This window comes from Arthrobacter sp. TMS2-4, from assembly GCF_054511075.1.
This window is the reverse complement of record NZ_JBTNDI010000017.1, coordinates 20,349-45,967: the sequence shown is the minus strand read 5'-3', so window position 1 is coordinate 45,967 and position 25,619 is coordinate 20,349. Positions and strand designations below refer to the sequence as shown.

Annotated in this window: 21 protein-coding genes, 1 pseudogene and 1 riboswitch; of the genes and pseudogenes, 14 read left to right on the top strand and 8 right to left on the bottom strand. The window is 63.9% G+C overall.

What is annotated here, in order from left to right; translation table 11 throughout:
* Positions 1–267: 267 nt before the first annotated feature.
* Together ACX80F_RS15810 and ACX80F_RS15805 are read right to left on the bottom strand one after the other, a co-directional pair.
* Positions 268–540, bottom strand: a pseudogene (locus ACX80F_RS15810) (ArsR/SmtB family transcription factor); the annotation flags it as partial.
* Positions 541–1,247: 707 nt separating this feature from the next.
* Positions 1,248–2,270, bottom strand: coding sequence for a DUF808 domain-containing protein (locus ACX80F_RS15805; RefSeq protein ID WP_459337349.1), 1,023 nt, complete (start codon positions 2,268–2,270; stop codon positions 1,248–1,250).
* A 582-nt stretch (positions 2,271–2,852) separates the two neighbouring features.
* On the opposite strand from ACX80F_RS15805, the gene ACX80F_RS15800 reads away from it, so the two are divergent.
* Positions 2,853–4,409 (top strand): LTA synthase family protein, encoded by a 1,557-nt coding sequence (locus ACX80F_RS15800; RefSeq protein ID WP_459337348.1) that lies wholly within the window; start codon positions 2,853–2,855, stop codon positions 4,407–4,409.
* 271 nt (positions 4,410–4,680) lie between these two features.
* Here the strand turns inward: ACX80F_RS15800 and ACX80F_RS15795 are convergent, their stop codons facing one another.
* Positions 4,681–5,118 carry a sortase domain-containing protein gene (locus ACX80F_RS15795; RefSeq protein ID WP_459337347.1) on the bottom strand — a complete coding sequence of 146 codons (438 nt, stop codon included), beginning with the start codon at positions 5,116–5,118 and terminating at the stop codon, positions 4,681–4,683.
* Positions 5,119–5,434: 316 nt separating this feature from the next.
* Entirely contained in the window at positions 5,435–6,217 is a 783-nt protein-coding gene (locus tag ACX80F_RS15790) for a CHRD domain-containing protein (RefSeq protein ID WP_459337346.1), read from the bottom strand.
* A 685-nt stretch (positions 6,218–6,902) separates the two neighbouring features.
* Here ACX80F_RS15790 and ACX80F_RS15785 point away from each other — a divergent pair.
* Positions 6,903–7,649: a DsbA family protein gene (locus ACX80F_RS15785; RefSeq protein ID WP_459337345.1), complete on the top strand. Its 747-nt coding sequence runs from the start codon at positions 6,903–6,905 to the stop codon at positions 7,647–7,649.
* Here the strand turns inward: ACX80F_RS15785 and ACX80F_RS15780 are convergent.
* On the bottom strand, positions 7,641–8,117 hold the full coding sequence (locus tag ACX80F_RS15780; RefSeq protein WP_459337344.1) for a hypothetical protein: 477 nt from the start codon (positions 8,115–8,117) through the stop codon (positions 7,641–7,643). The two genes, ACX80F_RS15785 and ACX80F_RS15780, sit on opposite strands and share 9 nt — an antisense overlap.
* Before the next feature lie 481 nt (positions 8,118–8,598).
* Between ACX80F_RS15780 and ACX80F_RS15775 the strand changes: the two genes are divergently transcribed.
* Positions 8,599–10,392, top strand: a complete 1,794-nt coding sequence (locus ACX80F_RS15775; RefSeq protein WP_459337343.1) for an LVIVD repeat-containing protein — start codon at positions 8,599–8,601, stop codon at positions 10,390–10,392.
* A gap of 358 nt (positions 10,393–10,750) precedes the next feature.
* On the opposite strand, the gene ACX80F_RS15770 is transcribed toward ACX80F_RS15775, so the two are convergent.
* Positions 10,751–11,221 (bottom strand): DUF2269 domain-containing protein, encoded by a 471-nt coding sequence (locus tag ACX80F_RS15770; RefSeq protein ID WP_459337342.1) that lies wholly within the window; start codon positions 11,219–11,221, stop codon positions 10,751–10,753.
* Positions 11,222–11,585: 364 nt separating this feature from the next.
* On the opposite strand from ACX80F_RS15770, the gene ACX80F_RS15765 reads away from it, so the two are divergent.
* Positions 11,586–12,182 (top strand): TetR/AcrR family transcriptional regulator, encoded by a 597-nt coding sequence (locus tag ACX80F_RS15765; protein WP_459337341.1) that lies wholly within the window; start codon positions 11,586–11,588, stop codon positions 12,180–12,182.
* A 149-nt stretch (positions 12,183–12,331) separates the two neighbouring features.
* Here the strand turns inward: ACX80F_RS15765 and ACX80F_RS15760 are convergent, their stop codons facing one another.
* Complete coding sequence (locus tag ACX80F_RS15760) at positions 12,332–13,279, bottom strand: C40 family peptidase (protein ID WP_459337340.1); 948 nt, start codon at positions 13,277–13,279, stop codon at positions 12,332–12,334.
* A gap of 6 nt (positions 13,280–13,285) precedes the next feature.
* A riboswitch (cyclic di-AMP (ydaO/yuaA leader) is annotated at positions 13,286–13,453 on the bottom strand.
* 335 nt (positions 13,454–13,788) lie between these two features.
* On the opposite strand from ACX80F_RS15760, the gene ACX80F_RS15755 reads away from it, so the two are divergent.
* The 4 genes from ACX80F_RS15755 (at position 13,789) to ACX80F_RS15740 (ending at position 17,681) form a co-directional block, all read left to right on the top strand.
* Positions 13,789–14,109, top strand: coding sequence for a metal-sensitive transcriptional regulator (locus ACX80F_RS15755; RefSeq protein ID WP_459279229.1), 321 nt, complete (start codon positions 13,789–13,791; stop codon positions 14,107–14,109).
* 89 nt (positions 14,110–14,198) lie between these two features.
* On the top strand, positions 14,199–14,414 hold the full coding sequence (locus ACX80F_RS15750) for a heavy-metal-associated domain-containing protein (RefSeq protein ID WP_459279228.1): 216 nt from the start codon (positions 14,199–14,201) through the stop codon (positions 14,412–14,414).
* Between the two features lie 265 nt (positions 14,415–14,679).
* The gene (locus ACX80F_RS15745; protein ID WP_459337339.1) at positions 14,680–17,202 is read left to right on the top strand and encodes a heavy metal translocating P-type ATPase; all 2,523 of its coding nucleotides are present in this window, start codon (positions 14,680–14,682) and stop codon (positions 17,200–17,202) included.
* On the top strand, positions 17,199–17,681 hold the full coding sequence (locus tag ACX80F_RS15740) for a hypothetical protein (protein WP_459337338.1): 483 nt from the start codon (positions 17,199–17,201) through the stop codon (positions 17,679–17,681). The genes ACX80F_RS15745 and ACX80F_RS15740 overlap by 4 nt, the downstream gene beginning before the upstream one ends.
* A gap of 213 nt (positions 17,682–17,894) precedes the next feature.
* Here the strand turns inward: ACX80F_RS15740 and ACX80F_RS15735 are convergent, their stop codons facing one another.
* Positions 17,895–18,302 carry a four-helix bundle copper-binding protein gene (locus tag ACX80F_RS15735; RefSeq protein ID WP_459337337.1) on the bottom strand — a complete coding sequence of 136 codons (408 nt, stop codon included), beginning with the start codon at positions 18,300–18,302 and terminating at the stop codon, positions 17,895–17,897.
* Between the two features lie 443 nt (positions 18,303–18,745).
* Between ACX80F_RS15735 and ACX80F_RS15730 the strand changes: the two genes are divergently transcribed.
* From ACX80F_RS15730 to ACX80F_RS15705, 6 genes are all read left to right on the top strand, one after another.
* On the top strand, positions 18,746–18,958 hold the full coding sequence (locus tag ACX80F_RS15730) for a heavy-metal-associated domain-containing protein (protein ID WP_459337336.1): 213 nt from the start codon (positions 18,746–18,748) through the stop codon (positions 18,956–18,958).
* A 59-nt stretch (positions 18,959–19,017) separates the two neighbouring features.
* Positions 19,018–21,306, top strand: a complete 2,289-nt coding sequence (locus ACX80F_RS15725; protein ID WP_459337335.1) for a copper-translocating P-type ATPase — start codon at positions 19,018–19,020, stop codon at positions 21,304–21,306.
* Positions 21,307–21,673: 367 nt separating this feature from the next.
* Positions 21,674–22,234 (top strand): hypothetical protein, encoded by a 561-nt coding sequence (locus ACX80F_RS15720; protein ID WP_459337334.1) that lies wholly within the window; start codon positions 21,674–21,676, stop codon positions 22,232–22,234.
* 264 nt (positions 22,235–22,498) lie between these two features.
* On the top strand, positions 22,499–23,227 hold the full coding sequence (locus ACX80F_RS15715) for a DUF305 domain-containing protein (RefSeq protein ID WP_459337333.1): 729 nt from the start codon (positions 22,499–22,501) through the stop codon (positions 23,225–23,227).
* Positions 23,228–23,824: 597 nt separating this feature from the next.
* Positions 23,825–24,586: a F510_1955 family glycosylhydrolase gene (locus ACX80F_RS15710; RefSeq protein WP_459337332.1), complete on the top strand. Its 762-nt coding sequence runs from the start codon at positions 23,825–23,827 to the stop codon at positions 24,584–24,586.
* A 251-nt stretch (positions 24,587–24,837) separates the two neighbouring features.
* Complete coding sequence (locus ACX80F_RS15705; protein WP_459337331.1) at positions 24,838–25,587, top strand: cytochrome c biogenesis CcdA family protein; 750 nt, start codon at positions 24,838–24,840, stop codon at positions 25,585–25,587.
* Positions 25,588–25,619 lie beyond the last annotated feature (32 nt).

The following is a 25,619-nucleotide window of genomic DNA, read 5'->3' as shown; positions in this document are numbered from 1 at the left end:
CGTTCGAGAGGGTTGTAGGAGATTCCTCGAAGGATCACGCGGTGGCCGCCTTCATGTCCATCACGATGATGAACCCGGCAACCGCGCTACACCACTATGCGGGGCACAACTACCGACTCCGCCGCCAGCAGTGCCAAGAAAGGGCGGTGACTCAAAACGTTGCAACACCGACTGAAAGAGGTGCTGATTTATGCGCAGTTCGACGCGCCGATCGAGGCAGATCGGCCCTGCGGGCTTGACTGGGAAGGAACCCTTGTGCGTTCCGGTAATAAAAGAAGGGCACTCCTGGCCGAGCCGGGTATCCGCCAGCTCATAGGGGCTCCGCCGCCCATCGGGAATCGCAACCACCAAGCCGCAGCCGCGCAGGCACGTCAGATGGTTGGACTTGCTTTGACGCGCCATATGCAGTGGCTCAGCCAGATCCGAGGGATAGGACGAAGCCCCTGATAGTTCCAGGAGGATCCTGGCACGAGTTGGATCTGCCCCCGCGTAACCGAACTTCGCCAACACGGGTGCCTGAATGAGCGTTTCCCCACCCATAGAGTGAAGCGCCTGGTGTAGCGACGCACTGCTATACCTGTCGCGACGTTTGCGAGAGTTCCGGTGAGATGAAACTCAGTCGCGCATGCTGCTGGTCGTTATCTTCAGGTAGCGGGGCTAGGAACCCGGAACCGCCATCTACGATGATCGCGTGGATCGAGTCCTCAGCGCGGACTTGATACGTCTGGAGCATCCAAAGTTTCGGCGTCCCTCCGAGCGGTAGCTTCGGCTTCACGCTCTGCCCGGTCTGCCTGAAAAACTGCCCGCATCACAAAATAGAAGATGGTACCAACGGCTGCCGACGGCAGCAGAACAGCGACGTATTCCATGCCCTAATACTACGGAGCAGGAACTCCGGAGCAGGAACCCTGCAATGACGGCCCGGCGCTGGGTGGGGGAAGGCGCGGAATAACGATTTTTCGCTCCGAGCGCCCCAGCACGACTGGCTGGACCTGACCTAGGGACGATTGACGTCCTGCTCAAGCAGCGGTTCGCCTACCGCCCAGGTATGGCAGGACAAGCACGTAGGGTGAAGCACTCAACCCGCCTCCTTGCTCATAAGAGCACGCGAAGTGTACGACCGGACCAGTGTCGGGCGGCAGCGTTCTTGCATCAGCCGCACCACGTCGTAAAACGCCATGAGCGCACCTGCGCAGGGATCAGGGCAGCAACTAGGCCGGGAATGTGGCCACCGCGGTCGGTATGAACTAGGAGTCGGAATTCGCGTCGCGCCTTGGCAGTCGGTGGCCGGCGACTGCGGCGCGAACGTCCCCCTCCTCGTGCCCGCCCTTCTTCTTGCTCGACGGCAGCATGTTCAGCAGCGGGTGCACAATGGCCATGACGAGGAGGCCCCAGGCAGCACCCAGAACGGCCGAGCACAGGGTGTTCACCAGCCATGCCAGGGAGGCGCCCACCACAGGGATCCCGACGAAGGGGTGCTCCAGGACTTGGACCAGGTCATAGGGCGCGTGCCAGCCGAGGTCGTATGCCCCCTGCAGCATGATGTGGCCCCCGACCCAGAGCATCGCGATCGTCCCAACGAGGGTGATCGCGGCGAGCACGGAGGGCATCCCCTTGACGAGCAGCGCGCCGAAGCGCTTTGAGGTCGGTAAGTCCTTGGTGGTCAGGTGCAGCCCGATGTCGTCCATCTTCACGATGAGGGCTACGGCGCCGTAGACGAGCACCGTGATCGCGAGGGCTACGACGATCAGGATGAGCGCCCTGGCCCAGATCGACTCGCTTGCCACCTCGTTGAGCGAAATCACCATGATCTCGCAGGACAGGATGAAGTCGGTGGTGATCGCTCCCTTGGTGACCTTCGCTTCCGCTTCCGGTCCGCGATCGACAGCGGGCGACTCCTTGGCCTCGTGGTGGCCGCGGAGCTTGTGCCAGACCTTCTCCGCGCCCTCGTAGCAGAGGTAGGTGCCACCCAGCATCAGGACGAACGGGATGACACCGGGGATGAAGGCACTGATCAGCAGCAGCGCCGGCAGGATGATCACCAGCTTGTTGCGCAGCGAACCCCAGAAGATCCTCTTGATCATCGGCAGCTCCCGGGACGGGTCGGCCCCGGATACGTACTGCGGCGTCACGGCGGCGTCGTCGATTACCACTCCGGCGGCCTTGGCTCCTGCTTTGGCGGCCCCGGCAGCGACGTCGTCCACCGAGGCCGCGGCGATGCGCGCCAGGGCCGCGACGTCGTCCAAAAGCGCGACGAGACCGCCGCTCACGACTCGCCTCTCCACGTTTCGAGGGCGGACGACGGATCATGGATACGTCGGTCGTGGGGCATGATCGGCATCCTCGGAGTATACGGTGGCGGTAGTTCGGCGACGGGGAACCGCGTGCGTTCGAGAACGGCTCTGGTGCGTGGTCAAGACGGATGCCCATCAAATGTAGGTACTCCTCAATGCTGTCGGCAGGGACGTTGAAAAGGTCAATGAGAGGCTCTGGGCTTCCTGCGGGGTCCCCACCTAGTCGATGGTGCAGGGCACAGGCAGCTCTGGCCCGCGGACCGAATAACCGCTCATTGAGCACCCGTGTTTCGAATGGATCGCTACCTCCGACGTGTGATGGAGTGTCCTTCAAAACTCGCCAGGGTCCCACCGCTGCAGTGGCATCCAGGAGGCTCGTGTTTTCGCGTGCAGACCATGACTAATTTCGCGTCCGAACCATGACTAAGGAGTAAACAAACGAAGAACCACGGGTGAACAGGTAGCGTGGTGGAACTAGGCTCAGCCGGGTTTCGGAACGGGCAGGATGTCATAGATGTTCAGCGAAGACGCGGACATCGTCGAACGCGAGGTGTTGCCATGTCTGGCCCGATTCTGCACGTAACCCGACGGGTCGGCATCGTCGTAGCACGGATCCTGGCCTACGTTCTGATCTGGGCGGGGCTCGTGCTGCTCATCGCCGCCCTGGGCATCCGCTACTACTGGGGCGAGATTTCCGTCAGCCAGATGCTCATGAACCTCGTCTCCGTGGAGACCGACGGCGGCGGCGGACCCGTCGTCTGGGTCGGCATCCTGGGGATCGGCGTCGCCCCGCTGCTCATGACCGTCGGGATCGCCGTGGTGCAGCACTCCCGGCGGCGCAAGCGCCACCGCAGCGGCGGAAACTTGCGTTCCCGCCGCCCGCCGTGGATTCTCCGCACCGTCTCCACCGCCCTGGTGGCCGCGCTGGTCATCGGCGGCACCACGGCGTTCGTAAGCACGGTGGGATTACGCGACTACATCGACGCGGCGAACTCCGACTACGACCTCGGCGACTACTACGTGGAACCGACCGTGACCGGCGACGAGGACAAGCGCAACCTGGTCCTGATCTACCTCGAGTCCGGTGAGGCCACCCTCGAGGACGACCAGCTCTTTGAGAAGGACGCGTTCGCCCCGCTCAAGGAGGTCACCCGGGCAGCCGACGGCTGGCAGAGCGTGGAGGATCTCCAGCAGTACGAGGGCGGCGGGTGGAGCATGGCCGGCATCGTCGGGACGCAGTGCGGTGTCCCGCTGAAAGGAGCGGGCTCCGCCTCGAGCAGCGCACCCAGCAACGACCTCGGCGGCGGTGCCGAAACCTACCTGGGCGGGGTCACCTGCCTGGGCGACGTGCTCGAGGAGCGCGGATATAGGAGTGTCTTCCTGGGCGGTGCCAACTCTTCCTTTGCTGCGAAGGAGACCTTCCTGAGGACCCATGGCTACTCCGAGGTGAAGGGCCTTACCGACTGGCGCGCTGCCGGTGAGCCGGAGGAGAACTTCCGCAGCGACTGGGGCCTGAGCGACGAACGTCTGATGGCGAAGGCGCGGGACGAAATCGACGAGCTGCACGCCGAGTCGGAGCGAACGGGCCGACCGTTCAACCTCTCGATGCTCACGCTGGACACCCACGAGCCGGTGTACGTCTACGACTACTGCGACGTGGACACGCAGAACGAGCTCACCTCTGTGTACTCCTGCTCCATGAAGCAGGTGGCCGGATTCGTGAACTATATGAAGGAGCAGGGTTACCTCGACGACACGGCCGTGGTGATCATGGGGGACCACCTCAAGCACATGAGCGCCGGTGACGCGTTCCACGAGCAGCTGGACGACCACGGGAACCGCACCGTCTTCAATCGCGTCTGGGTCCCTAGCGGAGACAAAATGGGCAAGCTGCGCCCCCGTGTGGACCAGCTGAATCTGTACCCGACGATCCTGGAGGCCGCCGGCCTGACCCTGCAGGATCATGAGGCCGGGCTGGGCGTGTCCGCGTTCACCCCGGACGTCCCGGCCGGTACGGCCCAGGCATTGCAGCCGGAACCCTACGCCGAGTTGCTGAACTCGCTGTCCCCGCTGTTCTACGCCAGGGCCTGGGCCGGCCAGGACGCCGCCCCATAGCGCCGTCCGTCCTCGGCCCCGCGGCACAGCTCAGCCCCCGCGGCCAATACTGCAATGCCCTGATTCGATTCGGCGAAGATCCGTACACGATTGGCACCCGTCATCCTGCAGCAGACCTAGTTCCGATAGTTTTTTCGAAAGCTGGTGCCGATCCCAGGAGGAGGTTCTGCCGAGCTACCGTCAAGATCAAAAGTAGGCCAGGCAGTATGAAGGCGCATGGCTGAATTCATTCGGCCGCGTAGGTTGAATCGCTGCTGGGCGGCGGGTTTAGCTAGGTGACGAGGGTGGCGTAGACGACATAGTTGTCGTCGAACTCGCCGGTTTCCGGATCGTATCCGTCACAGGTGATCAGGCGCAGCTCGGACCCCGCGGTATTGCCGTACACGGTCTGGGTGGGGAATTCGTTCTTCGGGTATTGCTCACCGCGATCGAACGTGAAGGTCGCAGTGCTGCCGTCTTCGCGCAGCACCTCGATGGTGTCACCGGTGGTGAGATCACGGAGATCGGCGAAGATGCCGGGCCCGCCGTCGGTGGCGTTGACGTGTCCAAGAAGAACCGCTGGTCCGCGCTCCCCCGGGGTGGGTGACTGGTTGTACCAGCTCGCGGGTGCGCCGGGCCCATCCGGTGGAACTTCCAGGGATCCGTTGTCCCGCAACCCCGTACTGAGAAGCTCTGATCGGGCGCCGGTGGAGGGAATGAAGAAAGACACAGGCGCTGACGCTGGCAGGACTGCCGGCGGCTCGGGTGCTGCGACCGCTGTCGGCGGTATCGCAGGCGTGGCTGGGACCGTCGGCGATGTTGACGAAGGCGAGGAGTCGGGTGCCGATGACTGCATCGCTGTTGGTGCAGCTGAAGTACCAGCACCGGTGCCGGTGTCTGCTGGCGTGGAGCAGCCAGTGAGGAGGAACAGAGCGACCGCCGCAGATACCAGGTGGTGTCTGCGGCGGTCGCTGGGTGAGCTGATCATCAAGTTTCTTTCCGTGGTGGAATCAGTTCGAACTGCTGGGACTGCTGGGTGGTGCTGGCTAATTATGCGTGTGTGCTGCGCGGCGGCGAACGGCGAAGGTTCCGCCGGCTGCTGCTGCCAGGACGAGGCCACCACCGAGGGCGATCACGCCGGTGTTAGAGCCAGTTTCGGTAGCGACACCGGTGTCGGCGCCACCATTGGGCATGGCACCCATCTGTTGCTCGACGAGCGTGCCGCACAGTGCGGGCGAGGTCGCGCCGAGGGGCAGGGAGGGCTCCAGGTCGCTCGGTGCGTTGAAGGCCTCTTCGGTGCCGGTAGCGGTTGCGGGGTCCAGACCGTGGACGACGACGACGGCGGTGCCGGCGGCAAGGGATTCCTGGGTGGCCTTGTCGAGGGTGATCTCGCGCTGGATGGTGTAGCTGCCGCCCTGGCCGCCGAGCTCGAGGTTCAGGCCCTCAGCGGGAGTCGTCGCTCCGGAGGTGGTCAGGGTCGTCAAGATGCCACCGTAGGAAGCTGCGCCCTCGGTGGTGCTGAGAATCCCGTCGGCGTTAGCGTCATCGGCAGGTGTCGGGCACGTGCCCAGGGCTCCACCGTGGATGTGCTGGACATGGGGGTACGGGGCGTCCATGAAGGTTTCGGCGAGGCCGGCGACCTGCAGGTTCACGGTCGCCTTGTCACCCTTGACGTCGAGGCTGATGGTGCCCGTGCCGGTGGTGCCGCTGAGCTGGCCCAGGGTCGAGGAGTAGGTGCCGTCGTGGGCGGCCATTGCGGGCGAGCCGGCCATAGTGACGGCGCTGATGGCGAGGGCCGGTACTGCGAGGAGGCGCATCTTCTTGTTCATGGGATCAATATCCTTCACTGTGCGATGAGGACATGTCCGGACCCGGACACGCACTGTGTGGAATTCGGAGCATTACCCCGTGCAGATGGCTTTCCCAGCACACCGATTGCAACCAAACTTCGTGACGCGTCATCGTGTCCTTCTCATGTTTGCTCACCCATAAGTACTCGCACCCTCCACAGGAAGCGTACGAACGGGCATGATCAGGGCAGGACCTAGGGGATGACCGATTCACATCTCGCCATTGCTCCGCAGCATGTGCCTCACTCGTGGTCGATCCTGAATGTACAACTTGCGGCAGGGCGCCTTGGAACGGTTCGCCAGCAATCACAATGCCAAAACAAAGTGCGGGCACGGTCACAACAGAGCGCGGGAACGGTCGAAGATCCTTATAGCTACTGTGAGTGCCATGTCCGGGCAACTCACAGGTGTGGCCTGTAGCGTCGATGCATCTTCACATGCGAATGAGGATCGACCCGGTTCGCCGGGTTCCGGCGCCGGCAAACATCTACGGACCTCAATCCTGATGTCCGCCGGCCCCTCTTTTGCAGGGGCCGCCTCCGGAAGCATAGACGCGCCCCTTCGCAGGATCACCCCGTTTCAACGGTGGCTCAGCTCGCTCGTGCTACGCGCAGCGCTTGCACTAGCGAGCTGGCCCTTAAGTAATGGATAGGCAATCTTTTAGATGAATCCCTGGCTCGCGGCCCTGATCCCTCTAGGAATTATCGTGGTCCTGGGGTTGGTGGCTTTTTTCATCGGTTACCGCCAGTACCTTCCGGACCGGACGGATCAGGACAGCAGGGGCCACGGTCCCAAATCGTCTTCAAAACCGATGTCCACGAGTGCCATGACGGATGCGAGCTTGAAGCACGATCAGCTACGAGAGAAAATTTCGACAAGTGACCGGCTATTGTCCCGAGCAGTGGACGAGCGAGCTGTTCTGGTGCAGTTCATTGATGCCGGGGCACCCGAGGCCGCCAGCGTTCAGAAGTTTGTCGCGGAACTTCGCCAAGAGTTTGGGGATCGCATCAGCTTCGCCGCCCGTCACCTTCCTGCGACCGAACCGAGTCGCATCGTCAGTGCGGCGCTGGAAGCCGCAGACCGTCAGGGAAAGTTCGACGACTTTCTTGATGCCTTGCTTGCTCCAACCGGACGACCTGCGGCAGCTGAGGTTGGAGGGGGCCCCGGTACATCGGTCGAAAAGCTTCAAAGGATCGCGTGTGAGCTTGAGGTGGACTTGCAACAGTTCACCGCCGATATGGAATCCCCGTCGACAGCAGCCGTCCTTGCTGAGGACCGAAAGGACGCAGCCGCTATGGGAATAACCCGCGCACCATCGTTCCTGCTCCTTGACGGACGCCACCACAACATCATCACCTCACGCGAGAATTTCCATGTTGCGGTCGCCGCGGCCGCGGCCGCCTCACGATAGGACCGGTCCCTTCGGAGCTAGCTTCCGCCTGCGTGATCTTGTGAAATAACCGTGCGCCAAGGCTGCCAGGTAGACCAAGAAAAGGCTTCCGATGATCGATGCAAAATCGGATTCCAGCATGAGGTTCACGGTGAAAAAAATCCCGAAGGTGAAGATTCCGATGACCAAGAGTGTGCGCTCGGCCCAAACGTCGCCCTTGCGGTATGAGAAGCCGGCGAGGCCGGCGATGGCAGTTCCGAGTCCGATGGCGAAGCCGCCCCAGGACGTGAAAACCAGCCCCATCCACTTGAACAGTGCCGGGTGAAGGCTTCGTAGCTCCTCTGGTGTCATGCCGGTATATCGCTGGTCTTCGGGCAAGAGCACGACGACAGGTCTCAGGAATACGAAGGCGATTCCCATCAGCACGGCCAGGGCGCCCACAGCGACAAGAGTCGCCCATGCCGTTTTCGGGGGTGTTTGGTCGTACACAGCGCTCCTCCTCTGTCCAAGAACAGTGGATCACTGGAAATAGCATTCTCCTGAGGAGACTAGCGGCGATGCCTCCCCAGAGATGCGCGGCCGGCGATTCTCGCCGACAGTATCCTGTCAGCTGTCAACAGGGCGATGGAACTGGTGACCGGCTTAGACGATAGGAACGAGCCGAATGCCGCGACAGAACGGGCTGAGAAATTCTGTGCGTTTGCCCTAGGACTGCTGGGTGTTCTCTAGACAGGGTTGACTGTCGGGTCTAGCGTGTGCGGCAGGTCGACGATACTCATCAGCAGTCGCAGCGTGGAGGCATGCAATGAAGCACCCCACAAAATTCCTTCTCTCGGCCACGCTGTGCACTTTCGCACTCTCAGCATTCGGCTTGACCGCGGCAGCCGCCCACCCGGACGGCCAGCATGGCTTCGACGAGGGACACCTCGCGGGCACTGGTGCGTCGGGGGAGCTTCAGCTCCTGGATATCGTGGGGCTGACCGACACTCCGGATCTGATCGCTGACGTGACGGTGTCACCGGATGGGAACACCGCGTATCTTCTGAATTGGGGTGAGCCTGACTGTGCCGGCCCTGAAACGGGAGGGCAGACCAGCCCGGACGCCGGTGTCTACGTGGTCGACATCTCCAATATCGAGACCGATCCGACGTCTGCTGAGCAGATTGGCTTCATTCCCGCCCACCAGGACACCCGGCCGGGTGAGGGATTGCAGGTCATTGAGCTCACCACGGCAAGCTTCAGCGGTGACGTCCTTGTGGTCAACAACGAGCAATGCGGCAAGAACGGCAAGGGCGGGGTGTCCTTGTGGGACGTCTCCGATCCGCTGAAACCTAAGAAGCTGTCCGAGAGCTTCGGTGACCGGGCCCCGGGTGACAGCGATGCGAACGAAATTCACAGCGTCTTCGCCTGGGACGCAGGAGATCGGGCCTACGTTGTCGTGAGCGACAACGCGGAGTCCACGGACGTCGACATTTTCGACATCACCAAACCCAACCGGCCCCGACTTGTGGCCGAATACGACCTCAACGACTTCGGTGTGCAGCAGCCCGAGCTGGGATTGACCGAGTCATTCCTCCACGACATGGTGGTCAAGGAAATCGATGGCCGGTTTATCATGCTGCTGTCCTACTGGGACGGCGGATACGTCCTTCTGGATGTGACAGATCCGGCTAACACCGAGTTCCTGGCAGACACCGACTTCGCGGACGTCGACCCCCAGCTGCTCGAGTCACTCGGCATTGAACTCACACCCGAAGGCAACGCCCACCAGGCTGAATTCACCATCGATAATGAGTTCTTCATCGGCACTGACGAGGACTTCGACCCCTACCGGACGGACGATCTGAGGATCACTAGCGGTCCTGGCCAGGGCGACTATCCCTCGAACATCGTCTCGGGAGGGCAGGGCCCGGCAGCCTTGGAGGATCTGACCCTCAATGGGCCCGTGGTGTATGGCGGTTACGGCTGCCCCGGTTCTGCCGCTCTCCCGACTCCGGAAAGCATCCCCGGGTACCTCGACTCACTGGCGGCGGGCGAGGAAACCATCCTGGTCCTCCAGCGTGGCCCTGCCGGTGACCCCAGCGCACCGGAAGAAGCGTGTTTCCCCGGCGACAAAGCCCATGAAGCTGCGCTGGCAGGATGGGACGCGGTGCTCTTCGTGAACCACCACTCCGGTGAGGCCGCCGGCGGAGAACCGTTCTGCGGCAGCGGTGGTTTCACCGATGAGATCGTGGCGATCTGCACCACCCACACGGCATTCCACACGCTGTTCACCCTCGAACCGCAGGATCCGGCATCGTGGGCCTACCCGGAGAACCTCGCCATCGGAACCGTCGGTGAGGACATTGAAGTGGGATCCACCTTCGACGGGTGGGGCTACGTGCACCTCTTTGACCCCGAGACGATGGAAGACCTGGACACCTACGCCATCCCTGAATCCCAGGAACCGGCCTACGCATTCGGCTACGGGGACCTCAGCGTGCACGAGGTGGCAGTAGACCCGCAGGACCCATCCCTGGCCTACCTTTCGTACTACTCCGGCGGCATGCGGGCCCTCCAGATCCAGTGCGGCGGTGTCCCCTACGATCCAGCCACCGCGGACACCATTGACAAGAGCACCTGCGAGCTCGTCGAGGTCGGCAGCTACCTCGACCCGGCAGGAAACGACTTCTGGGGCGTGGAAACGTTTATCGGCGAGGACGGGAAGACCTACATCCTCGGCAGCGACCGTGACAGCGGCCTATGGATCTTCACAAACCCATGACCCCGGGTGCGGGAGGTGTTCGACATCAGTCAACGCCTCATGGGCGGCAACGAACCAGACCTCACTGAGCGCGTGTGCGCTCTGCGACCGAGCGCGCACCAGCCGAGATAACTGTCTTCCATCTGCAACTGCGACAGGTTGGTCGCCGTCTTCCAGGGCGGGGACTATCCTCGTCTCCGATAAGCTCCATCCTCAACTGAAGTGATCGCGCACGCTGCAGACACGATGGATGAACTGCCGAACCTCGACTCCCCGCTTATCAGAACCGTGACCACAGACCACAGACCATGCCCAAGGATCGTTGAGCCCTACGAGTTGGCCGCACTGGCCTCGAGCAAAGCGCATTCAGTTGGGACGATTACCTGCGGGCGGGGATGCCGAAGCCGGTGAGTCCGCGTGGTTTGTAGATCGACAGGCCAAGCGCGACACCCAGGACGATGAGGGCCGCGCCGGCGTGGAGGATGGGTGATGCGTTCGGCAGCAACTCCCCCGGCCCGGTGGGCGCGGCGGGGTTGCGGGCGGCGCCGGCTAGAAGGGTGAGTGTCTCCATATAGAGGAGCAGGATCACGGTAGCGAGGACGGTGATGAGCAGTTTGATAATCACCCAGTAGTGGCGGATGAGCCCCCAAGGGGTGCCGAGGGACTGGATGATGCCTGTGACGAGCGAGGCGATGCTCAGGGGTACGAGGGCCAGCCGCCCGATGGTTTCCATCGAGGCGTAGGCGGCGCGCGTTGTCCACTCGTCCTGTGTCGTCGCGGCGGCGATGGCGAGGATGAGGAACGCCGCAATAGCGCCAAACCACCCGACGGACGCGCCCACGTGAAGCATGAGGGCTGCCTTGCGCAGGCGCGGGGGCATCACCATCAAGACGGAAGGACCTGGCTAACACTGGTTGCTGAGTCACCAAGGGCCCCGTGCATCCCGGGGCCGTGCTGGATGCCGAGGGCACTAGAGATCAGCAAGGCTGCGGCGATGACCAGAACGATGGCGAGGAAAACCTTCACCCAGCGGGGCATCGGCGGGCGAGGCGGACGCCGGTCAGCTTGGGTTCGGGTGCCGCCCTGATCGGTAGGGGGTCGATCCGATGATTCCGCTATGCATGGTCCTCTCAGCGCAGCCGTTGATTCCTCGATACAAACTGTACAGGGGCTGAACAGGTTGTATTAGGTGGAGCGCTTTGTAGGGTGAACCCATGGGGAAGTTGTGGAAGGACACCGTGCAGGAACACCGAAGCTCTGTCCGGGAGGCGGTGCTGGATGCGGTGGCACGACTGGTGGGTCAGGGTGGGGTGCCGGCTGTGTCGATGACAAAGGTTGCTGACGTGGCCGGAATCTCCCGCGCGACCCTCTACAAATATTTCCCGGATGTGGAAGCGTTGCTCGCGGCGTGGCACGAGCGGCAGGTGAATCAGCATCTGGTTCATCTTGGTCAGATGCGCGTTCACGCGGAACGAAGTGGGAATCCGCTTCAGACGCTGAGGTCGGTACTTGAGGCGTACGCGGTGATGTTGCAGCAAGTACCCATGGCGGAGGCGCCCGCGTTCCTGCACCAAGGTGTACACGGCGCGCAGACGCAGGAGCATCTGCGCGACTTTCTGGAGGCCTTGATCAGGAGTGCCGTGAAAACGTGCGCGCAGGAGGCCGGAGGAGGTGTCCGCTCGGACATTGCGCCCCGGGAACTTGCCCTGTTCAGCCTGCACGCTGTGAATGCGGCCGCCGCCCTGCCCTCTGCCGATGCAGCCCGCAGTCTGGTCGGTGTGATCGTGGACGGCTTGGTAATACGTCCATAGGTTCGTCCATAGGTCCGCTTCCGGTGAGCGCTCACAAGGAGCGGCCAGCGGCGTGGGGTGTTTTGGGCAGAGAAAAAGCGGCAGGCACCCCCGTCCAGGGCACCTGCCGCCTTCTCAGTCTATGGAGACGGCGTTCAGGTCAGCGAGTATTAGCCGTTGACTCGCACGAAGGACGAGCCAGCCAGGTCAGACAGCGGGTGCTTGATGGTGAGGTTCGCACCGTTCATGCCGCTGCTGATGACTTCGCCGTTGCCGACGTAGATGCCGATGTGACCGGGGCGGATGACCAGGTCACCGGGGGCGGGCGTGGAGACGACCGTGCCGTACTGGTAGAACTGTGTCGGTCCGAGGTCCCCGACGTTCAGGCCGATCGAGCGCAGGGCCCGCTCGACGAGGATGGTGCAGTCCTGGATGGAGCCGAGCTGGCCGTAGGCCGAGGCGACCAGGGCCGCACCGACACCGCTTGCCGAGACATCGCCGGCGGGAGCCGCAGGGGCTGCCGGGGCGATCGGGGCAATATTGGACGAGAGCAGCTGGACACCGGCCGGTGCTGCGGCAGGGGCCGGAGCGGTGTAGGAAACCTGGGTTGCCGGTGCTGCGGCAGGGGCCGGAGCGGTGTAGGAAACCTGGGTTGCCGGTGCTGCGGCGGGCACAGCAGCAGGGCTCGCGGCGGCCGGGGCCCACGTCGAAGCAGCGGAAGCACCGGAAAGGGTGATCTGCTGGCCCGGGTAGATGACCGAGGCGTAGGACAGGCCGTTCTGCGCCAGGAGCGCGTTAAGGCTGATGCCATGCAGGGCGGCGATGCCACCCATGGTGTCACCCGCAACGACGGTGTGGACGCCGGCTGCTGCAGCGGGAGCCGCGGTAACAGGTGCTGCGGTGGCGGGAGCCTGAACGGTGGTGCCGGCTGCTTCCTGCGTGTAAGTTCCGGCCTGGGCGGGAGCTCCTACGGCGAAGACAATACCGCCGGTCGCAGCTGCGATGATGGCCGGCTTGCCCAGCGCTACAGCGCCGGTCTTCGCGGAATAGGACAGCCCTTCAAGGGCGATCGAGTGATTGACGGTGGCGCGGTGGCGCGCTGAAGTGATTCGTGACATGCGTCGGTTGCCTCTCCCATGCCTGCGGGGTGAGCTGTCGGGTTCGGATGGGAGTGCACCCGGCCGCTTCATCCCAAGGGACGGAAATAAAGCGACTTAACCCCAAGGACCACGCGTGGTGGCCCGTACATCTTGGGTCCCCCGTTCCTGCCATACGGATATGAACGGACGTATCCCCGGCAGCGGCAGGACTCGGCATTCTGCCCGGGAGTGTTCCAGCTGGTGCTGTGAACACTCGATGACAATACCCCCCGCTGGTATCAAATGTCACGTTGGGGTAACGAACGCAAGGGAAAGGCCGCATGCAACACGCCGCGCTGCATGGAAGCGGGGCCCGAGGCGAACTTCGCTTGAGCCCGCCATGTCAAGGGCGCACCCGCACTCCCGTAGCCTGAGGCACCTTTTCGGAGCCAAGCAGGGGATGATTAAGGCGTGAAGAAGATCTCACTTCACCCCTCTTGTTTATATACCCCCAAGGGGTATATATTTTTGTTGTCGAAAGGAACGACGTGACCACCGAAACCGAGGCTTCTGTTCAGCGGGGATACACCGCTGATAAGGACGCCTACCTCCGCAGGCTCAAGCGCATCGAGGGCCAGGTGCGCGGTATTGCCCGCATGGTCGATGAAGACAAATACTGCATCGACATCCTCACCCAGGTCGCGGCCATCAATAAGGCCCTCCACGCGGTGAGCATCGGCTTGCTCGAAGAGCACATTGCGCATTGCGTTGTCGGAGCAGCTCATGAATCCACCCAGTCCGGAGATTCCGCCGCCGTCGACGCGAAGGTCAAGGAAGCGACCGACGCGATCAGCCGACTGCTTCGTTGACGGTCCGCCGGCAGCCTTGCCGGCTCCGGGCAACCCTGCCGGGTGCCAGATCCCATTCCTCCCCGCTCTGCCGAGAAAGAGAACATCCCATGCAAACGACCATTAACATCACTGGTATGACCTGCGGCCACTGCGTCTCGTCGGTCATGGAGGAACTTTCCGGCGTGCCCGGGGTCGAGGGGGTCGATGTGCAGCTCAACGCCGGTGGGGTCTCCACAGCGACGATCACGGCCGACGTGGATCCCGATCCGGCAGTGCTGAGCAAAGCAGTAGAGACCGCCGGTTACACGGTCGTCGACAGCTGACCCTCACACCACCACAGCCTGCATCCCGAACGGGATCCCCACCGCGCCTGTGCAGGGCACAGTTCACTTCCGCGGAGGAGTCGGCACGAGGATTTTCGGGGCGCCATTACGGTACTGAACCCCTGGCACCGCCAGGCAAGCGGTAGGACAGGGCCAGCGAAGCAGTACTTCCCGACGTCGTCCAGCGGTGTCATCGAGCACCGCGCCTCACCAGAGGCACCTCACCCACAGCACGTCATCGAAGCCACGGCAAGGAACTAGACGCATGAGCACCGACACAGGCGTGGGCACCACTGCCGGACAGATCATCGATCTCGACATCGAGGGCATGACCTGCGCGTCCTGCGTAAGCCGGGTGGAACGTAAGCTCGGAAAAATCGAGGGTGTTCAGGCCTCGGTGAATCTCCCACTCGAGTCCGCGACCGTCACGGTACCCGAGGGCGTGAGCGTTTCGCAGATCATCGACACCGTCAACGCCATCGGCTACAAGGCGACCCTGCGCAGCGCTAGCCAACCGACTCGGCAGCCCGCTACCGAAGCCACGGCAACCCGCGTGGCCACCCCTGCAGGTCCTTCGTCTACTGGTGCCGGCGATGACACTGCCGGTGTAGTCGCGCCCGGCTACCGGGTCGGTCCGGGATCGGAGGGGAACGCGCCGTCGGGGCTAGGCGGGTTCGCCGAATCACGGGAAAACGTTGACGCCGCCAGGTCCCGGGACGACGCGAAAGCCTCAGCCGCGGAGAGAAAAGCCAGGTCCTTGAAACGGCGCCTCATCATCGCAGCCGGTTTCACCATCCCGGTGACGATCATCTCGATGCTGCCGGCAGCCCAGTTCCCGCACTGGGGGTGGGCTGCCCTTCTCCTTTCCCTGCCCGTGGTCACCTGGGCGGCCTGGCCGTTCCACCGGGCGGCCGCAATCAACGCCCGCCACCTCTCATCCACCATGGACACCCTTGTGTCCATCGGTGTCGCTGCGGCATTCCTGTACTCCACCTGGCAGCTCATCGCTGATCCGATGCTGACCGCCCACACCGGCATGGACATGAGCGCCCACAGCCTCTACTTCGAAGTGGCGGCCGTCGTCACAACCTTCCTGCTGCTGGGCCGGTTCCTGGAAGCCAACGCAAAACAGCGCGCAGGAAACGCGCTCAAAGCACTGCTGAACCTTGGAGCGAAGGAAGCAACCGTCCTGCGCGACGGGGTAGAAGTGAAAGTTCCGACAGCATCCCTGACTCCCGGAGACGTCTTCGTCGTCCGGCCGGGCGAGAAGGTGGCCACCGACGGCTTCGTCATCGAGGGCCGCAGCGCGGTCGACACCTCCCTCATCACCGGTGAATCCGTTCCCACCGAGGTCGGCCCGGATGACACGGTGATCGGCGCGACGATGAACACCAGCGGACGCCTGCTGGTCAAAGCCACCAGGGTCGGCAGTGAGACAACCCTGGCGCAGATGGGACGCCTCGTCAGCGCCGCGCAGAGCGGCAAAGCACCGATCGCCAGGCTCGCTGACCGCATCAGCGCGGTCTTCGTGCCCATCGTTTTGCTCATCGCCGTCCTGACCTTCGTGATGTGGATGGTCCTCACCGGGGATACGGGCTCAGCGTTCACCGCGGCCGTCGCAGTCCTCGTGATCGCCTGCCCGTGCGCCCTTGGCCTGGCGACACCGGTCGGCCTGCTCACCGGAACCGGCCGGGGCGCGCAGCTGGGCATCCTCATCAAGGGGCCCCAGGTCTTGGAGGACACACGCACCGTAAATACGATCGTGCTCGACAAGACCGGGACCGTCACCACCGGCAGGCTTTCCGTCACCGCCGTCAGCCCTCTGGGTTCCCTGAGCGAGGACGACGTACTGGCCGTCGCCGGGGCTGTCGAAGCAGCCAGTGAGCACCCGATCGCTGAGGCCATTGCCGCAGCAGCAGCCCGTCATGGCCGGCTCGCTGCCGTCGAGGACTTCACCAGCGCAGCAGGCGGAGGCGTGCGCGGCACCGTCAACGGCCGCTCCGTTGTGGCTGGCACCGCGACCTGGCTGACCGAGAACAACATCACGATCACCGCTGACCACCGCGCTTCCCTGATTTCCCTGCAGGAAGCAGGAGCCACAGTGATCTGGGTCGCCCTCGACGGGACACCCGAAGGGCTGATCAGCCTCTTCGACACCGTCAAGACCGGCTCAGCATCAGCCATCACCCGGTTCAAGGAACTCGGGCTCACTCCCATGCTGCTCACCGGCGACAACCGCGCAGTGGCTGAAAAAGTTGCCGCCGAGGTGGGCATCGCGCCCGAACACGTCATGGCCGAGGTGCTGCCTCACCAAAAAGTCGACGCAGTGAAGAAACTGCAGGACGCCGGAGCGACAGTGGCCATGGCGGGGGACGGCGTCAATGACGCAGCCGCCCTCGCCCAGGCGGACCTGGGCATCGCCATGGGTTCCGGCACGGACGTGGCGATCGAGGCAGCCGACCTGACGGTGATGGGAAGCAGCCTGGAACAGGTCGCCCAAGCTATCGAGCTCTCCCGCAGGACCCTGTCCACGATCAAGACCAATCTGTTCTGGGCGTTCTTCTACAATGCCGTCGGCATCCCCGTCGCCGCCCTGGGTTTACTCAACCCCATGCTGGCCGGCGCGGCCATGGCCGCCAGTTCCGTGCTCGTCGTCGCCAACTCCCTGCGCCTGCGCTCCTTCGGCACCACCCACAACACCACTCCCAGCACCCCACGCACCCCACAGAACACCGCATCAGAGGCTGGACCAAGGGCCACGCAGAGCACCGGAAGCCTCGAGCGATGAACGGGCCGACCCGTATTTCAGCGGTGGCACGGCCAAAAATCGGTGTGCTGCTCGTTAGCGCGCTGGGCATTTTCTGGCTCGCCGTCGCCTTCCAGCGCAGCTTCACTTTGCTGGGCGACCCGGACCTCGTGGCGAAGGCGGTGGGCGCCGCATACCTGCTGCTACCGCTGATCTGCATATGGGCGCTCACCCACGAGTTCCGGTTCGGCTTCAGGGCGCAGGCGATGGCGCGCATCCTCGAACGCGAGGGCGGATTGACCGTCGATGACCTGCCGCGCTCCCCTGCTGGCCGGATCGACCGTAAAGCCGCCGATGAACACTTCCAGCAGGCCAAGGCCGCCGCGGAACAGGCCCCGGATGACTGGCGCACCTGGTACCGGCTCTCCTGCGCCTACGACACCGCCGGAGACCGTAAGCGCGCGCGGCAGGCGCTGCGCACGGCAGCAACACTGCACCACGAAACAACTCAGCCTGCCTAACCGAGCCGCATATTCAGCCGCATACCCAGCTGCACAGTCAGCTGCGCTGGCGGTGCCGCGCTTCCCCGCAGCACTTCGTTACCCACCCTGCGAACCTGCGAAACCTGCAGCTATAGAAGCCGGCGCCGTAATTCAGAACTGTCCATGATCAAGCCCAGCCGGGTGGCCCACAGATCAGCCGGCTGGGCAGTGTTGATCCTGTGGAGTCGTGAGCTATCCGAGGGTTGCGGCGAGTTCCCGGCACGCTGTTTCGCAGCGCCGGCACGCTTCGGCGCAAATCCGGCAGTGCTCATGCATCCCTGCGTGCTGCTCGCACTCATCCGCGCAGGCCTTGCATGCCACTTCGCACGCCAGCAGGATCGCGCGGGTGATGTTCGCGTCGTAACCGGTATGCCGTGACAGCACCCGGCCGGTCGTCGTGCAGATATCGGCGCAGTCAGCATTCGTACGAATACATTTGGTGAGTTCGGCGACCATGTCCTCGCTCAAGCATGCATCCGCGCAGGCCGTACAGGTCTGCGCGCACTCGAAACAGGCCGCAATGCACTCGGCGAGCTTTTCCCGGTCAATACCATCAAGGTCCTTCGGATACGTTTCGAGCATAGAAGTGATGTGCGTCATGGAACTTCTCCTTCTTCGTCAGTCGAATTGATACAGACGGAGGTGAATGTGGTGATGTTCTTCGGGCTCACCCCTGCCAGTGACGCTAGCCCCTGGTCCGCCCCGCAAGCGAGCAATACGAGTCGGACGGGAAGAACCGATAAACCCCTTGACATATACCCCCTGGGGGTATAATTTTGGGGTTGTTGGACACGACACCAAGCCGCTCCCGCTGAAGCTGAACTCCCGAAGACTTCATCGCGGGGAGCCCAGTAGGTGCAGATGGCGTCCATCGGCGGTTCCTACATCCTCATGCCCCACTTTCGGAGGTTCTTCTCATGTGCAGCACACCCACTTCCACGTCCTCTCCCCTGACCCTTACCGAGAAAGAGCCTGCCGGTTGTGCTTGCTGCGCCCCACGGGACACTGCCGCGCCTGCCCATCAGCCCAACCCGGAGGAGGCAGTGGCCGACTTCGCGCTCATCGGCCTCACCTGCGGTTCCTGCGCGTCCCGCGTCAGCGGTGCCGTCACTGCCCTCGAGGGAGTCAGCAACGTGCGGATCGACCTCGTCCCGGGCGGCACCTCGACGCTCAGCGTGATCAGTGCTGAGCCCGTCAATTCATCAGCTATCGCATCGGCAGTGGAGAAAGCCGGCTACCGGCTCCTCACCAGCTGATTCAGCGGGAGGACCCAGCACCATCAGGGCACCCAGGCGGTGCCAGGAGAGGTTTGATCATGACGAACAACGCACACCACCACAATCACCACCAGGGCTCCCCCAGTCCCACCATCACACCCACCGTCGCGGAAGCTGCAGCCAACGGCAGCGATGACGCCCACACAACCCACGGCCAGGCCATGCCCCAGGCGGACGCCCACTCCGCTCTCGCCGAAACACACCCCACCGGCGACGCCAACCACAACGGCCAATCCGGTCATGCCGGTCACGCCGGTCATTCGGGACATTCCGGCGGGGCTGTGGATGAGGATCATCAGGTCCATGCGCATGGGGAGCATGCCGGGCATTCCACGGCGATGTTCAAGAACAAGTTCTGGCTCAGCCTGATCCTCACGATCCCGGTGGTCGCGTTCAGCCCTATGTTCACCATGCTCTTCGGGTACATGCCACCGGAGTTCCCGGGCTCGAGGTGGATCGCCCCGATCCTGGGCACGGTTATCTTCGTCTACGGCGGAGCCCCGTTCCTCAAGGGCGGGGTGACGGAGCTGAAGTCCCGGCAACCGGGCATGATGCTGCTGATCGCGATGGCGATCAGTGTCGCGTTCATCGCCTCTTGGGTCACCACGCTGCGGATCGGTGAGTTCGACCTGGACTTCTGGTGGGAGCTCGCCCTTCTGGTGGTCATTATGCTGCTCGGGCACTGGATGGAGATGCGGGCCCTTGGCTCCGCCGCCGGAGCCCTGGACGCCCTGGCCGCGCTGCTGCCCGACGAAGCCGACAGAATCACCGGCACTGGAACCGAGGCAAGGACTGAGACGGTTCCGGTGAGCTCCCTGGTCATTGGGGACGTGGTCCTCGTGCGCTCCGGCGCCAGGGTGCCCGCGGACGGGCAGATCGTCGACGGGGTAGCTGAGTTCGACGAGGCGATGATCACCGGGGAGTCCCGCACGGTGTCCCGCACGATCGGGGAGACTGTCGTCGCCGGAACCGTCGCCACCGACAACGCAGTGAGGGTGCAGGTCACGGCGGTCGGCTCGGACACCACCCTCGCCGGAATCCAGAGACTGGTCGCCGAAGCACAAGCCTCGTCCTCTAGGGCGCAGGCCCTCGCCGACCGGGCCGCAGCCCTGCTGTTCTACTTCGCGCTCGGCGCCGGAATCCTGACCTTCATCGCCTGGATGCTCCTCGGAAGCCCTGATGATGCCGTCATCCGCACGGTCACGGTTCTCGTGATCGCCTGCCCGCACGCCTTGGGCTTGGCGATCCCTCTGGTGATCGCGATCTCCACCGAACGCGCCGCGAAGGCCGGGGTGCTGATCAAGAACCGCATCGCCCTGGAACGCATGCGCACGATCGACGTCGTCCTGTTCGACAAGACCGGCACCCTCACCGAAGGCCGACATGCCGTCACCGCGACCACCACGGTCACCGGTGTCGCAGAGGCTGAGCTTCTGGCCTTGGCGGGAGCCGCAGAGGCCGACAGTGAGCACCCCGTCGCCCGGGCCATTGTCACCGCCGCCCGATCCAACCCGGCAGCGGCACACCTCGGTTACACGGGCACGGGTTTCTCGTCCATGACCGGGCGTGGTGTCCGAGCCACCGTGAACGGCCACGAGGTCGCTGTGGGCGGCCCGAACATGCTCACAGAACTTGGACTGGTTACCCCTGCCGACATCGTCGGGACGGTGCAGGAATGGGTGGGCCGGGGAGCGTCCGTCCTCCATGTCATTCGCGACGGTGCCGTGATCGGCGCGGTCAGGCTCGAGGACAAGGTACGGGAGGAATCCCGGGCCGCCGTGAAGGCCCTGCAGGACCGTGGGGTGAAGGTCGCGATGATCACCGGGGACGCACGGCAGGTCGCCGACGTCGTCGGTAAGGAGCTCGGCATCGATGAGGTGTTCGCTGATGTCCTGCCGCAGGACAAGGACTCCAAAGTCACCGAACTGCAGTCGAGGGGATTGAGGGTCGCGATGGTCGGCGACGGCGTGAACGACGCCCCAGCCCTCGCCCGGGCCGAGGTCGGCATCGCGATCGGGGCGGGAACGGACGTGGCCATGGAGTCCGCCGGCGTCGTCCTGGCCGGGAACGACCCGAGGGCCGTGCTGGCGATGATCGACCTGTCCCGGGCCAGCTACCGAAAGATGATCCAGAACCTCATCTGGGCCACCGGGTACAACGTCCTCGCCGTCCCCCTGGCCGCGGGCGTGCTCGCGTTCGCGGGGATCCTGCTCTCACCTGCCGCCGGCGCGGTCCTGATGAGCGTGTCCACGATCGTGGTGGCGCTGAACGCGCAACTGCTGCGCCGGATCGACCTTGACCCGGAACGGATCAGCACCACGGCCTAGCACCCGCCGGTTTCACCGCTACCGGTCCCACCGGTGTCCTCATCCGCACTCAGCATCCGCGAGAAGCGGCGGACACCGGTGGGAAGGCTGTGGCGATAGGGCTCACCCCGGGGCACCACCAGTGCCTGCGGGTCGTTGGGCAGGGAGGGGGCGGAACAATCGCACCGACGTGCACGAAGCGGCTACCGGATACCAAAGGGTATGCGAGCTGGGCCCCGGCAGGAATGTCCGCTTGGCCTCATCGGGTGTCGGGCCCCTACTGTTGTTGTGAAGGTCAAACTTCATCCCGGCCCTGAGGGAGTACCCCGCCCGGGTATTATTTTGAGTTGAAGGATGGCTGAAGGATGAGGGGAGGGACGAACACACAGTGAAAGATCTGCTGCTCACCGTTCCTCGATTCCAGCGATCCTCCGCAACCGGAACCCTCGTGTCGTTGACGTGGACCCTGCGGCTTCTGACTCTTCTGGTCGGTGTACTGGCGATGCATCTATGGATTAGCCCGACCATCGGTGAGCCAGCAGGCAGCACGGCTTCCACCCACACTGCTCCGACCCACACCGTCGCTTCCGCGCCCACCGCTTCGGAAGCCACCGGAACCCTCATGACGGCCGGAACCACCGTCCCGGAAGCAGGCCCAGCAGCAGGTTTAGCTACAGGTCTAGCAGCGGTGATGGTCGCCTCCTCCTCCGATGGCCATGGCTCTGCCGACGGCTCCCTGTGTGAGCTGACCTGCCCGAACGGGCACTCCATGATGGACGCCATGTGCATGATCGCGCTGCTGATCATTGGTCTCGCAGGTTTCCTGGGGCTTCGCTCCGCGCTCCTACGCGGCACCCTGATCCGTCGCGGCCCCCCATCACTGGCCTTCACTCTTCCTTTCAGAGCACAAACAGTTTCCTTGGTTCAGCTCTCGATCAGTCGCACATAAACACCGGGAAGCCCCTTCGCGGCTTCCTCATGTTCCCGCCTCACACGCCTGTGCACTTGCCGGCTCTGTCATGACCGGACTCCCCCACCTCGACACCACTCAGGTATCACCTCTCCATCGGTACCGCCTCCCGCTCAGAACGAACTCTGCGCGCGGACGGTATGAGTGGCGCCAGAGGATGCACAAGGCAGCCGACGTCGTGGGAACACCGACCAATCGTTTCTTTCCTGAACCCGTGTATTCACATACCGAAGGACTGTTCTCATGAAGCACCGTTTCGCATCACTTACCGCCCTGTCCGCCGCCGCTCTCATCACCCTGTCCGCCTGTGGTTCATCCTCGGGCGGCGGCATGGAGGGCATGGACATGGGCGAAGAAAGCTCCGCCGCGGCTGCCCCCAGCTCCGCCGCGGCGGAGGCCACCCCGAGCGCCTCGGCGGGGGCTACGTCCGAAGCCACCTCCAGCGCATCTGCCGAGGACATGGGTGAGCACAACGACGCGGACGTCATGTTCGCGCAGATGATGCTGCCCCACCACCGGCAGGCCGTTGAGATGAGCAACATGCTCCTCGACAAGGAGGGCATCGACCCTGCGGTGACCGACCTCGCGACCCGCATCGCTGCCGCCCAGGAACCCGAGATCGAGCAGCTCACCACCTGGCTGGAAGCCTGGGGCGAGCCCGAGGAGCCCGAGGGCGGCATGGAAGACCACGACATGGGTTCCATGGGCGAGGGGGAATCCATGGAGGGCATGGGGTCGATGCAGGGCATGATGAGCGACGAGGACATGGCGGCGCTTGGCACTGCTGAAGGCGTTGAAGCCGAAACCCTGTTCCTGGAGTCGATGATCGCCCACCACCGCGGGGCTGTGCAGATGGCCCAGCAGGAAATCGAGGACGGCATGTTCCCCGAGGCGATCGAGATGGCCGAGACCATCGTGGAAACCCAGCAGGCAGAGATCGAGGAGATGACGGCACTGCTCGAGCAGCGCTGACATCACCCCTTCATCACTGAGGCCCGGCAACTCGGCTGATTGACCAGCTGCTCGCTGATACCTCGATCGCCGGAGCCTGAACCGGGGCCCGCTGCCACCATCATGGCGGCGGGTCCCGGCAGCCCGGCCCCGATGACATTTGCGAGCTGCTTCACTCCGGCGGCCCTTTTCGGGGGCTACGCTTCCTGACCTGAAATCACTCCCCCACCTCTCGAGCGGGACACCCAGCCATCCTCACGGGCATTCCTGCCCGTCGCGTGCTGCCCGCGCCCTACGCATTCCCCTGGAACACCCCGGCCAGCCCGGTATACCCGACAAACACCGAGTACACCGAGCACCGACGGCAGCACCAGCAGGGACGCACCCTTTGATCGGATACATCACCCCATGACTTCCCCCACTGCTTCTCCCACTCCTTCCTCCGCTGCTTCCTCGCCTGCTTTCCTTGCTGCGGGACGTGTGCCCCGTGCCTGGCGCCGGCGCGCCCTGGTCGGGGTCTCCCTCGCCCTGACGTTGGGGACTGTGGCGTGCACGTCATCGACCGATTCAACAGCTGAATCGGCAGCCGGCTCAGCGGTCGGCGATGACGGTGCAGGGTTGGCCGCATCGGCCCAGCCGTATCCCTCCCACGTCCATGGGCTGGCGGTGGATCCTGACACGCAATCGGTGCTGATCGCCTCTCACGAGGGCCTTTTCGCGGTCAACGGTGAGTCCGCCGAACCCATGGGGCAGCCCATTGATCTGATGGGCTTCACCGTCGGTAGCGACGGAACCTACTTCGCTTCCGGCCACCCCGGCCCCGGCGTCGATCTGCCTAACCCAGTGGGACTGATCAGCTCCACCGATGGGCTCACCTGGTCCCAGGTTGCCCGTGGCGGCGAGTCTGACTTCCACACCCTGACCACCACCTACCAGGGAATCATCGGGTTCGACGGCACCCTGCGGGTCAGCACGGACGGCAGCTCCTGGACCGACGCGACCACCCAGATCAGCCCCTACAACCTGGCCGGGAACCCTGCCACGGAGCTCGCGGTCGCGACCACCGAAGACGGTATATACCGGTCCGAGGACGCAGGAAAGACCTGGACGAAAGAACCCGATGCCCCGGTCGTCCTGGTAGCCGCCGTCACCGACGGTTCGGACATTATCGGCATCCTTCCCGCCGGTGACGTCCTGACCAGCACAGATGCCGGCATCACCTGGGAGCAGGCCGGGAAAGTCTCTGCTCAGCCCTCAGCGGTCACCACGAAACGGACGTCCAACGGCACGGACATCTGGGTAACGACAGAGAACGGGCTGGAGAAATCAGTCGACAACGGCATGACCTTCACCACCGTCATCGACGCTGGCGGCGCCTAAAACGTGTTCCCTCAAACTCATCTCACCAACCACCCATACCACCACCAGGCCAATCACCCGGCCAACCACTCGACCAGTGATGCGGTGGGTGATCTGTGCGTGGGAGCGACCACCGGCACGAGCAGATCTGGTCCGAGCACCGGCGTGGCTAGGGACAGGACACCGGGCATCAAGACCGATGTGAACACCGATGTGCAGAGGAATATGCGGACGGGCGGCGGGCATACGTCCCTCAGCTCGGGGAGACTGCCATGACCGTTGGTGAGTTCTTCGCCGACACTGTTCAGTCCGGGGCCCTGCTCGCGGCGATTCCGCTGGCGATGACAGCCGGGATCGTGTCCTTCCTCTCCCCGTGCATCCTGCCGCTGGTCCCCGGGTACCTCGGCTACGTCTCAGGGCTCACCGAACCGGGCCGGCCGGACAACCGCAGGCGGGTGTTAACCGGGGTGGCCCTGTTCATCCTCGGATTCGCGCTCGTGTTCACCCTGTACGGGGCGGCGTTCGGGGTCATGGGATCCTGGCTGCTGCGGTGGCAGGACCCACTCATCCGGGTCCTTGGCCTGTTCGTGATCGTAATGGGACTGGCCCTCGTAGGCCGGGTCTCGTTCCTCCAGCGGACAGCGAAACTCACGTGGCGCCCGAAAACAGGGATCGCCGGCGCACCCCTGCTGGGTGTCGTTTTCGGTCTCGGCTGGACACCGTGCATGGGTCCGACCCTCAGCGCTGTCCTGGCACTGAGCACCACGACGGGCACCGCATGGCGGGGAGCTGTCCTGGGCTTCGTGTACTGCCTCGGCCTCGGGATCCCCTTCGTCCTCGTCGCCCTGGGAGTCCAATGGGTCACGACCGCCCTGGCCTTCGTCCGCCGCCACATCCGCGTCTTCAACATCATCGGCGGGTCCCTGTTGATCCTCGTCGGAGCGCTCATGGTCACCGGTGTGTGGATGCTGTGGATCTACCAATTGCAGAACCTCGCCGGCACCTTCCTCACCCCCATCTGAGGACGCGCTGGCGCGCCGAGCCGTCCACCCCC